This is a genomic window from Klebsiella sp. OBRC7 (assembly GCF_000293135.1).
Lineage (GTDB): Bacteria > Pseudomonadota > Gammaproteobacteria > Enterobacterales > Enterobacteriaceae > Klebsiella > Klebsiella michiganensis.
On record NZ_ALNJ01000030.1, the window covers coordinates 100,966 to 116,630 of the forward strand.

Genomic DNA, 15,665 nt, shown 5'->3' on the forward strand with positions numbered 1-15,665 from the left:
TTATTGGGCTTCTGCTTCATCTTGTGGCTGGATCATGTCGGTATTTTCGGTGAACTCTGTTTCCAATACCTTCCCATTAACGGTTACTTTCTTGATATTAGGTGTGCCGGAGTATTGGTTCAGGTACAGGATTCTTGGGCGACCACTTTTAACACTTAATACCATCTCATACGTCCAACGCTCAGATTGTTCCTTATCTGATACGTTGAGAAATTTGGTTTTACGGGTGCCCCAAACATACAGCACATTGTCACCAGGCAAAAAGTTGACATCTTCCGGAATAAAAGTTTGGTCAACTTTTCTTGCAAGCATCAAATCAGATGCTTTCTTAAGCTCAGCTTCTAAATCTGATTGTTTTGCAGCCGGAAACATTTTTAAAATATAGTTCGTTACGAATGTGACATTTTTTGGGTTAATGTTTCCAAGAGTGGTGGCGATAAACAGACCCCATTGTGTTTTATAGGACTCGCTAGCCTTGGCACCTGCTACAGAAACTTCTTCGGTCATATCTGGGGGTATGGCAATCACTTCCGTCGTAGAAAAAAACACCACTTTAACAACAAGAAGTCCAGCAATAACAGTCAACAAACGGTTGTTTAATATTAGTTTCTTGTCCCGTTGAATTAACTGGGAATATGTCAGTTCTGCACCTGTTTTTTTACCTTTCTTAGGTAAATTCAGTTCCTCAGAAACATTGAGTATGCTTTTCCTGCGTTGTATTTTATCAGTACTATAGCTTTCGTTCTTTTGACGTCTTCCATCATCTTTCTCTTCATCTACTACATTGTCAGCAACCAGCTTCTTAGGTTTAAACGAGAAGAAGCTCGTGACGTAATCTAAAAGTGACTTTTTCTTTTCGTTCATTACTTCTCCGGGAACTTTAGCTGTAAAATCTTCTCATAAAGGGGTCAGAAAAATAGCGACTTTGGAAAACGGATTTACCCGGTAGAAAGCCATTCCACCACAACTTATGTTTTAATCTCCCCCTGATCGCACTCTCCTTAGCTTTGCCGTATGCAATCCAATATCCGATTGCTGCAAATGTTGCTATGGACATGCATTCAAAAATATTACCAAATGAAAGCAACCCCATGACGACCCCTATTTGCTTCGCATCAAAGAAGAGAATTAACAAAGGGAGATTAATTCTAAATGGAAACCGGTATGTGTAATTATCCATTGTGTCAGTACCATTGCTCATAATGACCCCTATTGTATAGGTAAAAAAAAGGGGACTTTCGTCCCCTCAGTATTGTTTTGCCCGTTTAGCAAAATTTATTTTTTACAGTGCTACACCTGCATCAAGGAAACCAGTGATGATCTTTTCGCCGTTAGCCAAAATCATCATCATCAGGAAGGAAACGAGAGCAAGGCCCGGGTTCGGACGACCGATAGAGAAATAGAAAGCAGAGATCAGCATACATGCTGCCAACGCTTTACCAGGCGCTCCGCTCAGTGCTTCAGACAACTGGGTCCAAATTTCACCCAGAGCACCGTCATCACCGCCAGCCAGCGCGATTGATGAGAACAGAGCTGCACACATCAGTGCGATAAATACCTGGAACATTTTATTGCTAAGCAGATTACGCATACCTTCGGACAGTGTGAAAGAAACTGCTTTCGGGGCCATAGCCATGGATTTGTTGATCATGTTTAACTCCTGAAGACTGAAATTGTTTATGTGATCTGGTGACTAACCAGCCATTTCAGAATACCTAGGAGATAATTTTAAATTTCAATATATGGATGATATTTTTTATAAAAAAAACAAAAAATGAGATCCATTTAAAAGTTACTTTTATAGAAGTAGGAGCATCTCCTATAGTGTTATAAATTCAGAACTAGAGCGCAGTACATAGTCTAAAATGTCGTAACCTCATGAAAGATATGTTAATAATTTGGATTTGTTGATAATTCTGTTCTATCTCCCCTGTTTCTTTGTCAACATTTTCAGCTGATAAAAGTCACTTTTACCCATATTATGACTCACCAAAACCACACCAGATGTCCTTTAGATTCATTCTCAAGCTTCAACTTTACCGTATGCAAAAGTCACTTTTATCAAATTCATCACTATTCATTCTTCTATGCCATAAAAGAATACTGCCAGGTTAAGATCCTTACCTTGGAAAAGTAACTTTTGGACACACTTGTCCATAATCTCAACATAGTCGTTAGGAGTGTGGTTAGTTGAGAGCAGTAAACATAAAGCAAGAGATTGGAACTTCTGTTGTTATGAAATCTAGCTATCATTGACGAAAGTAACTTTTGACGGTTGGTTTCGAGTTGAGAAGGTCACCTTAGCGGCCAAACCTATAGAGGCTACTAAACTACAAAATTTGGTGGTTTACCATAATTATGGGGGTGTTTGGGCTGCAGATGCTTCAAAATGTTACGAAAAATGAAGTAATATTGAAGAAAGTGTGATATATATAAATCATTGAAATTGATCGTTTAAATCTATTTTTATAGTTTTTTAACCTAAATGTACACGGTTGCAGCATGTAATCTGGAATATAATCTGCCATCTTTGGTGAAATTTACAACATTACCCTCTTCCATAAATGCGTTTCAAATTGTAAATTTAGGATCATTCTGATGCAGGACGTGAATGGAAAATCATGAAAACGAGGTTACTTGAAGTTGCGGGTTTAAATCTAAAAATATCGCTTTATAACAATGTGTTAGTTCTGAGTTGCAATATTGACGGACATTGTAACTATGAAACCCGCCGCATTATTAGCAACTCTATTCTCTCTGAATCAGAGATTTTTGAAAAGATGGACTCGGAATGGGTCTTTAAAATTTTTTCCAAAAATATAAAACATATCATCAATGTATTAAATTCCAACGTCAGCATCATACCTTTGGTAAATCATCAGGTATCTTCTAGGAACGAAATGACAGATACAATGTCATGTCTAAAGCTCAATTGACTTACGATAGTTTTAACCTCTAAAGGGATGTTCGGCTTTAAGCGCCATAGTCCCTTTCATCGATCAACTAATGAAAAAAAAATACCCCCTTACCTGATAAATTTTTCCTGATAGGATTGGAACATATTTCAGGTGAGGTAATTATGTGGGTAACGACAGATAACATTTTCATCGTAGATAATCAGCCTAACTCTGATGGTCACATGTATATACATCGCCCATGTCCCAACTGTTTAGGGTCTGGTATCAATTGTCAGGTCTGCTCTGGAATCGGGTCATTACCACCGGCTCTTGAAAAAGTTTATCCCGTTTATGAATGGGCTGCACTACACGGGCTGAAGCTACCTTTCAATCAATCAGTAGAGCAGACTTGCTTGAAAAAACATCTGGTTGAACGGTTGGCATTCGTGGAGCAAGATAAAGGTGACTTTTATTCATCTATCTATGCATCACTTAACAAAAGTAACTTTCCTACAAGACTCCAATATCGTTATATTTTGCCTGCTGCCGACAAAACAAAACCATCTGGCGGTCGGTTAGTTATGCCTTTTAATGCAAAACTTGGGGTAACTATTTCTGTGACTCTTTTCGTGAAGCATATTGACGTTTTTACGAGGAAATTCTCAACAGAGAAATTTTCATCACTCCTTATGGAAACCCCTGAACACCGGCATTTTATTCTATATGACACCTACCCTTCGCAGTATAAAATAGGTGATGTCATCGATGCCAAGATCTATACAACCAAAAGGCTTTGGATCAATAACATGAGTATTTTACAAGTAAAATTACTCTCTATTTCTGATGTTAAAAGCTCCTCATCTGTAAATCAGTCAGATAATGCTTATTAAGTATTTAAGGGCTAATTTGGATATGAATAGTCATAAAAATCTTCAAGAAATCGAGGTGTTGCAGGTATTTTTCAAGAAATACCATAAGGCTTCCCTAAGTTTGGATCATTCAAAGATAGAGATAGCGTCCTGCGACATCAGCGCACTTTTGGTTAACGGTAAGAAATGCTCTCGCCCTGATTCGATAAAATTATCAGGCCCTATCATGCATACACGATTTCAACCTCTGTGGTTAGCTATCTTGCTTGACTTGAACGTAAGGAAAAATGTTGAGTTAGATGTGTTTGACTTTAATTTTGTAGTTGTGGAACTGATTGAAAAGTCAGAACGTGTTTGCCAGGCCATTGGATTACGAGCAATCAAATATTCACTTTCCGATGTCTCATATTTTCTATTGCTCTTGATTGAGTTCAGGTTAGAAATTGTTCTCAACAATTGTGTTCGGACCATAGCTATGTTTACAGAGGTAAGACATGAGTTTGAAACAAGCACAATCAGCAAAGGGTATATAGCAATCAACCCTCGCGCTGCCTCGCAACTACATGTACTAAGCAACAGAACAGCCATTGTCTTATCAACCTTGTTTTTCTCAAAACGGACTAGTCTTTACACCCTGTTGCAAAAGTTACTTTTGAAAAAAGAAGGTTTGATTCTCGCTGATATTGCACCGGCAACATTATCAGATTTGAAACTACTGAATCACCATGGCGTTATATCTTACACAAGAACCAGAAAAAGCATTGAAATTCATGGTGTTAGTGTTTTCATTGAGGGGTTAAACCTTATGTGATTCCTAGAAAAGTTACTTTTAAAAAAAATAGTTCTGCATTGCTGATCCTTACAGCAAGCCAAAAATAATTCATACCATATTAATGTAAAGTAATGCTTCTGTAGTTGAACTGGTCATAGGTAGAAGAATGAATAACAACCAACAATCTGCATCCTTTTTTATCACAACAGAACGCCACGGCCGTCAGGTCAGAAATTTACGGGAATTTAGTGATGCCAACCCGGATATCTGCCATAAGGCTGTGAATGGACAGCCTTACATGATTGATCCGAGGGCATTGGAGCTCGTACCTAACTGGAACTGCAGGGAGATGGGATTGGGGGAAGAATATTACAAGCTTCCAAAACCTGCGGCGCACATTCAGAACCTTAAAAACGCATTCATCAACGGTGCAGATATCGACCCTATCACTGTCGTCATTGTTGACGGTCGGCCTCGTGTACGTCAGGGAAACTGCCGTACCCGTGCAGCTTTACTTGCTCTCAAGGAAACAGGTCTTCCTATACTTATTCGGTTACGTGAATTCCTAGGTGATGATATTGAGCAGGAATGGCACTCTTTGGATGGTGCAAAAGCCCTTCTTTTATGCCCCGTAGGTCGCGGAATTGCCTATAGTCGTTTGGTTAATGAAGCAGGAATGTCCGTGGAGCAAGTTTCCAAACGTGAAAACATTTCAGATATGGCCGTACGTCAACTCATTTCATTGGCAACAATCAATGATGAGCTCAAAGTACTAATTAGCCAGGATGTGATTTCGTATACTTTGTGTCTGGAATTGATCCGTGATCTTGGCGAAAACGAAGCCCTTGAAAAAATACGTTCAGACCTTAATGACAAGATTAAGGTTCTCTCACCTGATTTATCAGGAGTTGGTTCACTTCCACTTAATGTAACTGACATCATTAAAGCAACCACGGGTACACGTAAAGCAGTCCGGATTACAAAATCTTCGATTGGCATTCAGCCGATCCCACGAAAACTATCTCAAAACCTGGCGGCCAGTATCAAAGAGGTTTCAAACAGATTACGAGCCTCCCTTCCTACGGAGATTGATCTTGAACAAATTGGTCAAAATGAAAAAATAAATATTGAGGTCGACAGGCATTTTGTTGAGCTTATTTTGCAGGCTTATGCCTCTATTCGTGATCATGAAACCAAGCTTGAGCGCAAAACCACAAAGGGTAAACTTTCACAGTCTACTCAATCTACAGCTGATGACACCAATATAACACCGGCCTCCAATGCTCCTTTGAATGAACCACCTTCGAACAATCAGAATAACGAATTTTCGTTACTGAATTTGCATTCTGCTGTATGAAGTGAATTACCCATAATTATTTAATTTTTGAGGATTGAGCTATGTCAGATTTAAAAGATATCGAGATGGAGGGGATACCTCCGTTTCCTGAAAATGGTGAACCTTTAGCAGTCACGGTTCTTCCGGTAATCATGAATAATTTTCCTATTGCTAATCCAGAAGAGAATTAACGGCTGTTGCAATCCTATTCTCTTCTTAAATTATGGGGGTGTGCCCCCATAATTATATAAATTTCAACTACTTAATCGCGTTATTTTTTATAAACACTGAGTAACTATATTTTTTCTGTTATTTCTTAATGTTTATGATAAATACATGAGAATTGCCTCCACCCTGCTCATACATCATTAAAAATAGGGCCTATACAGGGCGTTTTTATTTGATTTAATGGTGTAATATACAACAAGGCGGGGGATTCTAAATGAAAAATTCAAATGAACAATGGTTTTCAGTTGATGGTCAGTTAATTGATAATAAACTTGTTTTTAATATTCATGAATTCAATGGTTCCGCTCGGTACGAAAAAAACTATTTATGTACATATTGTCATGGTTCCGGCCGTCATCGCATCAGTTATGCAAACTCTTCAGGTACTTGTACTTCCTGTAAAGGCACTGGAAAACAGGGTACTTTGATCAAAGAGTGTTTCACGTTGCAGGTTCTTTTCAAAAAGAATTATTCAGCTGCCCAAAAGGTTGTTAATTCAACTTCCTGGCGCAAGAACCAAATTGATAATCTATCTGCACTTGAGAAAAAAATCATGTTATCAAGCAGCAAAAATCAATTCCTGAAAAGTCTTACACTTACCATTAAAAGTGGCCGTCATCTTTCCAGTAAGCAAATTGCGGTAGCAGAGCGTATCCTCTCCGAAATCAACTGACCTCCAGAGTTCAAATGTCACTATCAATAGATAGTGACATTTTTTTCTTTTGCCCTCTTATCTCGAAATCAAAAAAAATTCGCATGATATTATTCCCGTATAGACCGATGAGCGTCTTTGGAAAGTAACTTTCGTGGCTTCTCCCATTAAAAGGTTTCCTATGAGTTTTCCACAATTCTTACATCATTCTGCTTTAGCTATGACCGTCTCTATTGCCGCAAGCATGCTATCCATTGCGAATGCCCGGGTATACGAGTATAAGTTCACAGATATCCATGGGGCTCAAAAAAGTGTCTCTGAAAGTGCGCCGTATCTTAATCCGCATGGAAGTTTTAATGTCCTCCTCATTGGTGGCTTAGACCAACAAATTCGCATATCAGTTTTTCGAGATACGGATACCAATGCTGTCTTTAGCACAACAACCGGCATCATTACTGTTGATGATCGAATTGCCTCCTCAAGCGGCAATTATTTTTACGGGAAGACAGTCACTATTCCTCCTATCAGTGATGGACGTTACACCATAAAATCTGACATTTTGGATTCAAAATCGTCCGTTGTTTCAACAACAAGTCATCTTGTTGTAATCGACACTGTAGGACCTACGTCAGATAACTTTTCAGTACCCTGGATACCAGGATACAACATGGTGGTAACCGGGCAGCGTTGGGAGCTAGGACAAGGACAGGAAGCTGCCATCAATCTTGCAATTAAGAATATCAATGATCTATCTGGTTTTGATAAAGCTATAGTTCAAATTATAAAACCTGATGGTTCTACACAATCAAGTTATGCAATGACGTATGATGAAGGTTCTAAAGCAGCTACAGCCCCTATAACCAAAGGTGGAGGGGCAATAGCCAAAGCTACTTGGATGCCTGTTTCTGATGCTGATGTAGAGTATCGCTTTAGAGCATTTCTCTATGATAAAGCGGGAAATTTCACTCAGGTACCCGATCAGACATTTCTTTTTGATTCTTCGGCCGGAGAATATGAACTATTTGCAGTTGCTGATCCTAATTCAACAACAAGTGTAGTTCCAGGTATTGCTACTGGTTATATTAAATATACTGCTGGCATGACTGTTAATACCAATCCTGTCACTCTTGTCTATAAAATACCCAAACATAATTATAGAGCGTATAATAAAGCTGGTTTATCTTTCGGTTCGCTGCTTACTGAAGTTAATGGTTACGTTTATATTAAACAATCCACGCCGGTTGGAACGTCATTTACTATACATAACGGTTACCAGTATGGAGGTGGTAACTCTTCTTATAACATTAAGTTGAGTTCAACGGCTCCAAAATCTCCTTCTATTAAATCCTACGCAACTACTTTTTCTACAATTGGAAGTTTTTCCGCTGGTACAATGAAATTCACCAATAAGGATTTACCTGGTGAATATCAAAGTGCTACTGTCATCGTTGATCCAAGAGATTATGTGCAGTCGTTTTATAATATTACTCAAGGTTATGAAGTTTGCACCATTCCCCAAGGTGAAATTTCTTGTACGGGACCATTTTCATATTCTATAAATAAAGGTAATGGGTACTTAGCTCACTATTTTATTGTTCGAAATCCCGATAAGACACTTTCATCAAATCAATTTGAAATTCGTAGTATTTGGAATACAGATTTAATTCCAAAAATCACGGGCTACGATTATAAAGAAGAAAATAAGTCTGTGCTTGTTTATGTTTCTCAGCCTGGAAATGGTAGCTGGCGTGATGTTTTAATGCTCTCAAAGGTAGAGATACTCGATACAATTTCTAATGCAGTACTTCTTACTGGTACAAAAGTTGCCATGTCGGGCGAAGAGTATACCTATGCATTTGATTTATCAGGCATACCCGAAGGTAGCTATAACCTTGCGTTTAGTGCTACTGATACTTTCAATAATACATCTCAACTTCCGTTCCAATCTCTTGTTGTTGACAATACTCCCCCTTCAATTTCTTTTTCTTATGAAGGAAAGCCACTTCTTACTGAAAGCACTGTATATGGACTTGAGAACATATCTATCTCTGTAATAGATGCGCTTAGTAGCTCGGAAATATATCAGATGGTTCTTCAGGGTGGACCTACCTCTGATGATGTAGAATTGGGTTTCGTGAAAAATTCTGATGGTACTTTCACGCCATTATATCCTCGCTTATTCCCATCTCTAGATGCGAACACTGATAAATATACACTTCTAGTGAAAGCTAAAGACAGTGCAGGAAATGTGAGTACTAACTCTATCCGCTTTGCATATTACCCTAAAAACCTGATTGTTTTGGATCAGTTAAACACCCTTGCAGTCAATAAAGCCCTTTCTTTATCTACGGGAGAACCATTGGCGGTGTTAAAGGCCAGTCAATTGAGAAGAAATGATGGATCTTTAGCAAAAGGTATTCAGACGGCTCTTGTTACAGTACGCTCTGATGCTTCTTTCTCTCTAAGTATTATAGGTAACATCGTTAACCCTGGAGAAACTAAAGAAATACAAATTGATTTGGGCACAGTTGGAAATGATGTCGTAATTCCAATATTTCCTGGTACAAATGGTATTGTTGGCTCTGCTGGTTTTATTGTTGAGTTCCCACAATTGAAATAAACTCTTTTAGGGCCAGTCTTTTCGATGGCCCTAACTTTTGCCGGTAAAGGTTAGGATGTATATTCGTTTCACATACAACACTTCATTTCTCTTATTTTTTTCTGTTTCTTTTCCCCCTCCCCTATTCCCGTGATTTCTTTCGATAGCATCGAAAGTCAGCGTATTTCTGTTCCCCGGAAGACCGTACATAACTCCGTCGCTCTCAGCCTTCACACTTATATCTTAGCTGTATCATGTTACCTCATAGGTAATAAAATACCCTGTAGTTCGCATCCCCCCGAGTCTCAGGTGCTTTCTGATGTCTCTCTGGAACAAAGCAACCCCCTTGTTCGCAGAAACCCACTGGGCCCTCATACTCTTACCGTAGCCTCGCAGGTATAAATTCAACCCCCTTCTTCTCAGATCGGATTCGTGAGCGTGATAGGCTTCAAGGGTCTTTGCATGACTAAAAACAACCCCGTTGTTCGCAGTTACCCTACAGGTTCTCTTACGCGTCCTGATGCCTATCAGGAACAATGCAACCCTTTGTACGAAGATAGCCACTTTGATCACTGCGGTTTTCTGATTATTCGCTGGTCAAAAACAACTATGTTGTCGCAGTCATGAACATAGATACTCAGCAGATTCCTCATACCCGGCCGGTTCAAACTTCCCCACTGTTCGCACAAACCTATCAGGTTCTCTTATTCGTCCTGATGTCTCTCATGTAAAAAACAACCCCGTTGTTCGCAGAAAACACTTTGGGGTCTTATCGGATCCTTCTTGCCTCTCAGGAACAAAACAACCTCGTTTTTCGCAGTTACCCCAAAAGGTTCTCTTATGCGTCCTGATGCCTATCAGGAGCAATACAACCCTGTAGCTTGCAGATAGTCGGCCTGGTTCTCATATTCGTCCTCATGCCTGGCAGCAACAATGCAACCTCTTTGTACGCAGATAGCAAACTTTGATCTCTACGGTTTTCGGCTGATTTGCAGGTCAAAACAACTATGTTGTCGCAGTCATGAACAGGGATAATCAGCAGATTCCTCTTACCCAGCAGGTTCAAACTCCCCCACTGTTCGCACAAACCCATCAGGTTCTCTTACGCGTCCTGATGTCTTTCATGTAATAAACAACCCCGTTGTTCGCAGGTAGCCCACCAGGTTTTCTTACGCGTCCTGATGCCTCTCAGGAACAAAGCAACCCGTTGTTCGCAGCCATCCAACTGGGCTCTCATTGGCTTCCTGATGCCTCTCAGGAACAAAACAACCCCATTGTTCGCAGCTATCTAACTAGTCTCTCATTGGCTTCTTGATGCCTCTGAGGAATAAAAACAACCCCGTTGTTCGCAGGTAGCCCACCAGGTTCTCTTACGCTTCCTGATGCCTATCAGGAGAAATACAACCACGTAACTTGCAGATATTCGGCCTTGTTCTCATACTCATCTTGATACCTGTCAGCAACAATGCAGCCCATTTGTACACAGATAGGTACCTTGGACCTCTGCGGCTTTCTGATAATTCGTGGGTCAAAAACAACTATGTTGTCGAAGTCACAAACAGGGAAACTCAGCAGATTCCTCATATCCGGCAGGTTCAAACTTCACCACTGTTCGCACAAACCTATCAGGATCTCTTACGCGTCCTGATGTCTTTGATGTGCAAAACAACCTCGTTGTTCGCAGCTATCCAACTGCGCTCTCATTGGCTTCCTGATGCCTCTCAGGAATAAAACAACCCCGTTGTTCGCGGCTATCCTGGGCTCTCAATAGCTTCCTTATGCCTCTCAGGAATAAAACAACCCCACTGTTCGCAGCTATCCAACTGGGCTCTCATTGGTTTCCTGATGCCTCTCAGGTACAAAACAACCCCGTTGTTCGCAGCCACATTCCGGTAGACCCATCCACTTACTGAAGTACCAAAGGCAAAGACAACCTCGATGTTTGCAGTAAGAATTCCTGCTGCTGATGTTCATAGCTAACGGTGTAAACAGTGGATATAAGAGAAGGGGAAGGGAGGGGAGGCGGATTTCATCGTCTTAGTTAATGCAAGGCTAACACTATTATTGAAAAGTAAGCTGTAGATATAGGCCGATAGCGATAGAATTCACCAAATCGATATTTTTTCACTTTGAATCATTTTTTTATTGTATATCAATATGTTGGAGGTTTTATGCTACATAGAGTAAACAAATGACTTGTGCGCGAAATCTCGATTTGAGCGCTTAATATGGTAAAAGTGCATTGCAATGCACTTTTACCTTGTAATGTGCTCAATCCTCATTAATAATGTAAAAACTAACCTAAGGAGAGACTATGAGCATATTAAATGATATTCGTGCGATCGGCCTGAAAATGAAAAACGAGCAAGCAAGTCTTAAGGAGATTATCCTTGAGTCGAGCCAAGTTGACGTTTCAGATGAGCAAGTCGATGGATTAGACCGTCTTATCTATAATCACTGTTTAAATAAAAAAACTCTCTCTGATTTTTTTGGTAAATCAAGAAATACATTTAGTAGAATTCTTTCCGAACTGCATGAAAAAAATGTAATTGGTGAACCTATTTTCCAAAACAAGAGTCACCTGTATACCCGTTGGGATGTGCAAAAAATAATGGATGCAATGGGCACACCTCAATACCGTGACATGTATTTGCCGCGAGTCATCGTGACTGAAAACCATAAAGGTGGAACCGGTAAAAGTACAACAACAGCAACACTCGCTACCTCAGCTGCTTTGGATCTTTATCTAAATGCCAAAATATGTGTCATTGACCTAGACCCACAAGGTTCATTAGGAAATAACCTGATCCATTCCACTAGCGAAGATAGTGTGTATCTAACTATTACTGACGTTTTGCTTAGCGAAATTGAAGATAACGATTTCACTCAATATATAAAGCAGGGATACACGGAGGCTGAGATTATTGGAACGATGGCATTTTCTACGCATCTTCCCAACATGGATGTAATAACAGCGTTCCCGACTGATGACCGATTTACTGATAAATATTGGAGTCTGGATAAAGAAACAAGACACAAGCTGCTTACTCGTTTTCGCGATGTTGTTATACCTGTATTAAAAGAAAAATATGATCTTATATTTATTGACACTCCACCACAAGACTCTCCAATAATTTGGTCAACAAATGAAGCTGCTGATGCAATACTTGTTCCGATTACACCACGAGAATATGATTTTGCATCAACTACAAACTATATGATTACTATTTCTGACCGACTTGAACAATTGCCTTCTAAGGGTGAGAACATTAAATGGCTAAATGTACTAGCTGTGAATGTTGATGATAGAAGCCAACATGAAATTCGTACTTTAAATAAACTGGTAAGAACAGTACGTGATAGATTCATGACTACAAACATTAAACACTCAGAAGCTTTTGTAGCAGCTGCCGAAAAAGGTCGAACAGTACTCGATATCAAAAAATCAGAAGAGCTCTGTTCTTCAAAGCAGTATGATATAGCTGAAATGTCAGTTCAGTCGGTATATCAACAACTTATCAATGAGATTAAAAGTATCTCAGTTAGGGAGGGCAGTGAATAATGAGCGAAGTTGAACGCGGTACAAGCAAAGACAAATACTTAACCGGAAACGGTAAACGTACAGTTGTCGATCAAAAAAGCGGGCTTCCGCCTCTAAGAACTCCCCCTACGCAAAAGCGACTCTTTACTCTGGCGAATGGGCGCAAAGTTGAAGCTCGCTACGTAGTAGTCCCAGGATCAGAAGTCTCTGATAAAACGCTCGTTCATGAACTAAACCCTCGAAATCAAGAGGCAGTTGATGATCTTTCTACAAGAGATATACTTCCCCTAATTAAAGAAAGTGGGGTAACAACTGAAGCTATTGCTGTATGTCGGGATGGTAAATATTACCTGGTTGAAGGTAGTCGCCGTCGATACTGCTGCATCAAATGTTCTGCAGACCTGCCTTTATGGTCATTCGATGAAGAAATTAGCCGTGAAGATGCCGCTTGTATTGTAAATGCAGCACAAACAGCAAAGCGATTCTCATATCGTGAAATGGGTATGAAATACCTTGAAATCATGGAGAATAAAAAGTTCAAAACCAATGATGAACTTGCTTCCTATCTTAACATTGGCATTGAATCGATAAGAAAAAGAATTCAGGCCGCTAAAGTAGACAAAGAACTTATTAGAATTTTCCCCGATTGTGAAGGGATACCTAATACTTACTATAGTAAATTGGCTAAAATTGAAAAAACCGCCAAAAATAATAGTATCCCTCTTACGGAACTCACATCCGAAGTTGGGGCAGAAGACAATAAAATAAACAACATTAATGATATTGAGGAAGTTCAGAAGTCTATATTAACAGGTTTGCTTTCAGTGCTTAGTATACTTTGTAATGATGCACAAAAACCTTCTAAATGGACAGTGTCAGATATTGCAGAATTTGATGATAAGGATACTTACGCTAGGATTAAGAAAAGTACTGACGGTCAAAAGGTGAGTTTTGAGTTTAAGCGTATAAATCAATCAACAATAAATGAGATAGAACGTTTAATTAAAGTCAGTATTAACAAAGCAAAATAGAATTAATATGTATAGTCATGGCTCTTTCCCTTTTAAACAGGGGTCATGACTTTCTCATTTGATCTCACCAAATACAACCCCATTGTTCGCAGTTAGGCCTAAGGAATCCCGCTCGCTTACTGTTGCCTGGCAAGAATAAGACAACCCCGTTGTTCGCAGTTTGGCTTCGGGATTCTCGGTCGTCTCCTGTAGCCCTGCAGGATGAAGACAACCCCATTGTTCCCAGTCAGCCTCGGGATTCACAGTAGCTTACTGATGCCCTGCAGGTTGTATAACAACCCCGTTGTTCGCAGTCAGGGACAGGGGGGTTAGCTGTTTCCCGATGCCCCGCGTCCCCAAAAAACCCCCTTAAACTCGTTCTGAACACCAGTAAAGGCGGGTTCTTTCTTTTACACCTAGTGAATTGTTTTTCACTATAAATTTGGGTGTTATTTGGGAATTTTTTATATTCATGCTGATAAGATTAGGAATGGTAGCTGGTTTGGATTATATGGGCTTTCGTTTGCAATTAACTGAACAGGAAGGATATGGAAGACTTATATTTGCTGTTTGCTAAAGACAGAAATGGCATGTTATACGATACCCACCATGCACGGTTAACCTCTGACATTACCTTTTATTGCACACAATGCGGAAGTCGCATTTACTACCAAAATGAAATTGAAACTGATAACTTCAAACAGAGACATTTTTTTAAGCACGTTATGGCGGATGAAAAAGATATAAGCATATGCGAAGTTAACTATCTCAATGAAGCGATTAAAGATATAGCCCATAGCATTCTATGTAGTGAATCTAGCATTTTTGTTAGTCCAATTTTTACTAAGGGCGTAATTCAAGCTCCAGATAAGATATTCGCCCCTCATAATGTCATTATCTCACATGATGATCTCATCGGTTCCCAAAGCGTGGATTTCAAATGGACAAGTTCTAAGGGGAAATGTATGGGGTTAGTTTTCGTTGACCACAATGAGGTAATTGAAAACAAAATGTATGACGTCAACGATTCCAAGGCATTCATTGCAGAAATAAACTTGGCAATACTTAAAAGTCACCTACGTTCCATGATCAAATCAAATCATGGGGTAGATGCTGGTTTAATCAAAGCAATAAAAAAATTATTATTGAATAAAAACACACATAGCCGGTGGATTAGTTGGAACGGGAAAAAATCAAATTTAAGAATATCTCCAGCATACTTTACTACCTTCAACAACTACGGATATGACAGTTATAAAAGCGTAGTTTCTTTGGAATACTTGTTTCATAATGAAAATGAATATATTAACAATAATACAAAGTCAACTTTGAGGCTAACAGGAAGAAAGTTTGATTTTCAGGTTAAAGAAATAATTTATCAGTTCAGCCTAGAACGAGGAAGTTGCTCAGATACGTTTTATGTCGTCATCTATGAGAAAGAATGCGTTTTACTTGATTATATACTTAATTCAGTTCCAGTTAATGACGATACATACAACCAGATTAAAAAGTTGTGCATAAAACTTATTCGTATATATGAATCTGCCATGCGTGGTTAAAGCCTGACTTGAAAGGGCTGCGCCCAGCCTACTCACGAATAACCCTGGCAATTTCCGGCCAAAAGTAACGTTTATCCCTTTCAACGGGGGAGGGGGGGTCAAAACAATGAACGGATCTGATCATGTCGAAATACGACACTGATCATTTCTGGAAACCTCCCAGCAAAGCTGGTATCCATCGTCCTGATGTGGCGATGAACGA

At 39.5% G+C, this 15,665-nt stretch carries 12 protein-coding genes; 9 read left to right on the forward strand and 3 right to left on the reverse strand.

What is annotated here, in order from left to right:
• The 3 genes from HMPREF1144_RS08480 to HMPREF1144_RS08490 form a co-directional block, all read right to left on the reverse strand.
• A complete protein-coding gene (locus tag HMPREF1144_RS08480) occupies window positions 1-864 on the reverse strand; it encodes a TraE/TraK family type IV conjugative transfer system protein (RefSeq protein WP_009652413.1) in 864 nt (287 codons plus the stop codon).
• Window positions 865-880: 16 nt separating this feature from the next.
• Window positions 881-1,201 carry a type IV conjugative transfer system protein TraL gene (locus tag HMPREF1144_RS08485; protein ID WP_042927287.1) on the reverse strand — a complete coding sequence of 107 codons (321 nt, stop codon included), beginning with the start codon at window positions 1,199-1,201 and terminating at the stop codon, window positions 881-883.
• 81 nt (window positions 1,202-1,282) lie between these two features.
• Window positions 1,283-1,651 carry a hypothetical protein gene (locus HMPREF1144_RS08490; RefSeq protein ID WP_009652482.1) on the reverse strand — a complete coding sequence of 123 codons (369 nt, stop codon included), beginning with the start codon at window positions 1,649-1,651 and terminating at the stop codon, window positions 1,283-1,285.
• Between the two features lie 1,428 nt (window positions 1,652-3,079).
• Here HMPREF1144_RS08490 and HMPREF1144_RS08500 point away from each other — a divergent pair.
• The 9 genes from HMPREF1144_RS08500 to HMPREF1144_RS08545 all read left to right on the forward strand — a co-directional run bounded on the left by HMPREF1144_RS08500 (window position 3,080) and on the right by HMPREF1144_RS08545 (window position 15,463).
• Window positions 3,080-3,787 (forward strand): hypothetical protein, encoded by a 708-nt coding sequence (locus HMPREF1144_RS08500; protein ID WP_052544821.1) that lies wholly within the window; start codon window positions 3,080-3,082, stop codon window positions 3,785-3,787.
• A gap of 22 nt (window positions 3,788-3,809) precedes the next feature.
• Entirely contained in the window at window positions 3,810-4,577 is a 768-nt protein-coding gene (locus HMPREF1144_RS08505) for a hypothetical protein (RefSeq protein WP_042927319.1), read from the forward strand.
• 127 nt (window positions 4,578-4,704) lie between these two features.
• Complete coding sequence (locus HMPREF1144_RS08510) at window positions 4,705-5,895, forward strand: hypothetical protein (protein WP_009652508.1); 1,191 nt, start codon at window positions 4,705-4,707, stop codon at window positions 5,893-5,895.
• A 41-nt stretch (window positions 5,896-5,936) separates the two neighbouring features.
• On the forward strand, window positions 5,937-6,065 hold the full coding sequence (locus HMPREF1144_RS33875) for a hypothetical protein (protein ID WP_009652387.1): 129 nt from the start codon (window positions 5,937-5,939) through the stop codon (window positions 6,063-6,065).
• A gap of 251 nt (window positions 6,066-6,316) precedes the next feature.
• The gene (locus HMPREF1144_RS08515) at window positions 6,317-6,775 is read left to right on the forward strand and encodes a YuiA family protein (RefSeq protein ID WP_009652458.1); all 459 of its coding nucleotides are present in this window, start codon (window positions 6,317-6,319) and stop codon (window positions 6,773-6,775) included.
• 160 nt (window positions 6,776-6,935) lie between these two features.
• Entirely contained in the window at window positions 6,936-9,374 is a 2,439-nt protein-coding gene (locus HMPREF1144_RS08520; protein WP_009652484.1) for an Ig-like domain-containing protein, read from the forward strand.
• Between the two features lie 2,293 nt (window positions 9,375-11,667).
• Entirely contained in the window at window positions 11,668-12,915 is a 1,248-nt protein-coding gene (locus tag HMPREF1144_RS08535) for a ParA family protein (RefSeq protein WP_009652444.1), read from the forward strand.
• Window positions 12,915-13,925, forward strand: coding sequence for a ParB family protein (locus tag HMPREF1144_RS08540; RefSeq protein ID WP_009652492.1), 1,011 nt, complete (start codon window positions 12,915-12,917; stop codon window positions 13,923-13,925). Before HMPREF1144_RS08535 ends, HMPREF1144_RS08540 begins: the two co-directional genes overlap by 1 nt.
• 527 nt (window positions 13,926-14,452) lie before the next feature.
• A complete protein-coding gene (locus HMPREF1144_RS08545; RefSeq protein ID WP_009652420.1) occupies window positions 14,453-15,463 on the forward strand; it encodes a hypothetical protein in 1,011 nt (336 codons plus the stop codon).
• Window positions 15,464-15,665 lie beyond the last annotated feature (202 nt).

Bases quoted from the DNA above. Each gene is read 5' to 3' on its own strand.
- HMPREF1144_RS08540 (WP_009652492.1), top strand. From the start codon at position 12,915: ATGAGCGAAGTTGAACGCGGTACAAGCAAAGACAAATACTTAACCGGA.
- HMPREF1144_RS08505 (WP_042927319.1), top strand. From the start codon at position 3,810: ATGAATAGTCATAAAAATCTTCAAGAAATCGAGGTGTTGCAGGTATTT.
- HMPREF1144_RS33875 (WP_009652387.1), top strand. From the start codon at position 5,937: ATGTCAGATTTAAAAGATATCGAGATGGAGGGGATACCTCCGTTTCCT.
- HMPREF1144_RS08545 (WP_009652420.1), top strand. From the start codon at position 14,453: ATGGAAGACTTATATTTGCTGTTTGCTAAAGACAGAAATGGCATGTTA.
- HMPREF1144_RS08500 (WP_052544821.1), top strand. From the start codon at position 3,080: ATGTGGGTAACGACAGATAACATTTTCATCGTAGATAATCAGCCTAAC.
- HMPREF1144_RS08510 (WP_009652508.1), top strand. From the start codon at position 4,705: ATGAATAACAACCAACAATCTGCATCCTTTTTTATCACAACAGAACGC.
- HMPREF1144_RS08485 (WP_042927287.1), bottom strand. From the start codon at position 1,201: ATGAGCAATGGTACTGACACAATGGATAATTACACATACCGGTTTCCA.
- HMPREF1144_RS08535 (WP_009652444.1), top strand. From the start codon at position 11,668: ATGAGCATATTAAATGATATTCGTGCGATCGGCCTGAAAATGAAAAAC.
- HMPREF1144_RS08515 (WP_009652458.1), top strand. From the start codon at position 6,317: ATGAAAAATTCAAATGAACAATGGTTTTCAGTTGATGGTCAGTTAATT.
- HMPREF1144_RS08490 (WP_009652482.1), bottom strand. From the start codon at position 1,651: ATGATCAACAAATCCATGGCTATGGCCCCGAAAGCAGTTTCTTTCACA.
- HMPREF1144_RS08520 (WP_009652484.1), top strand. From the start codon at position 6,936: ATGAGTTTTCCACAATTCTTACATCATTCTGCTTTAGCTATGACCGTC.
- HMPREF1144_RS08480 (WP_009652413.1), bottom strand. From the start codon at position 864: ATGAACGAAAAGAAAAAGTCACTTTTAGATTACGTCACGAGCTTCTTC.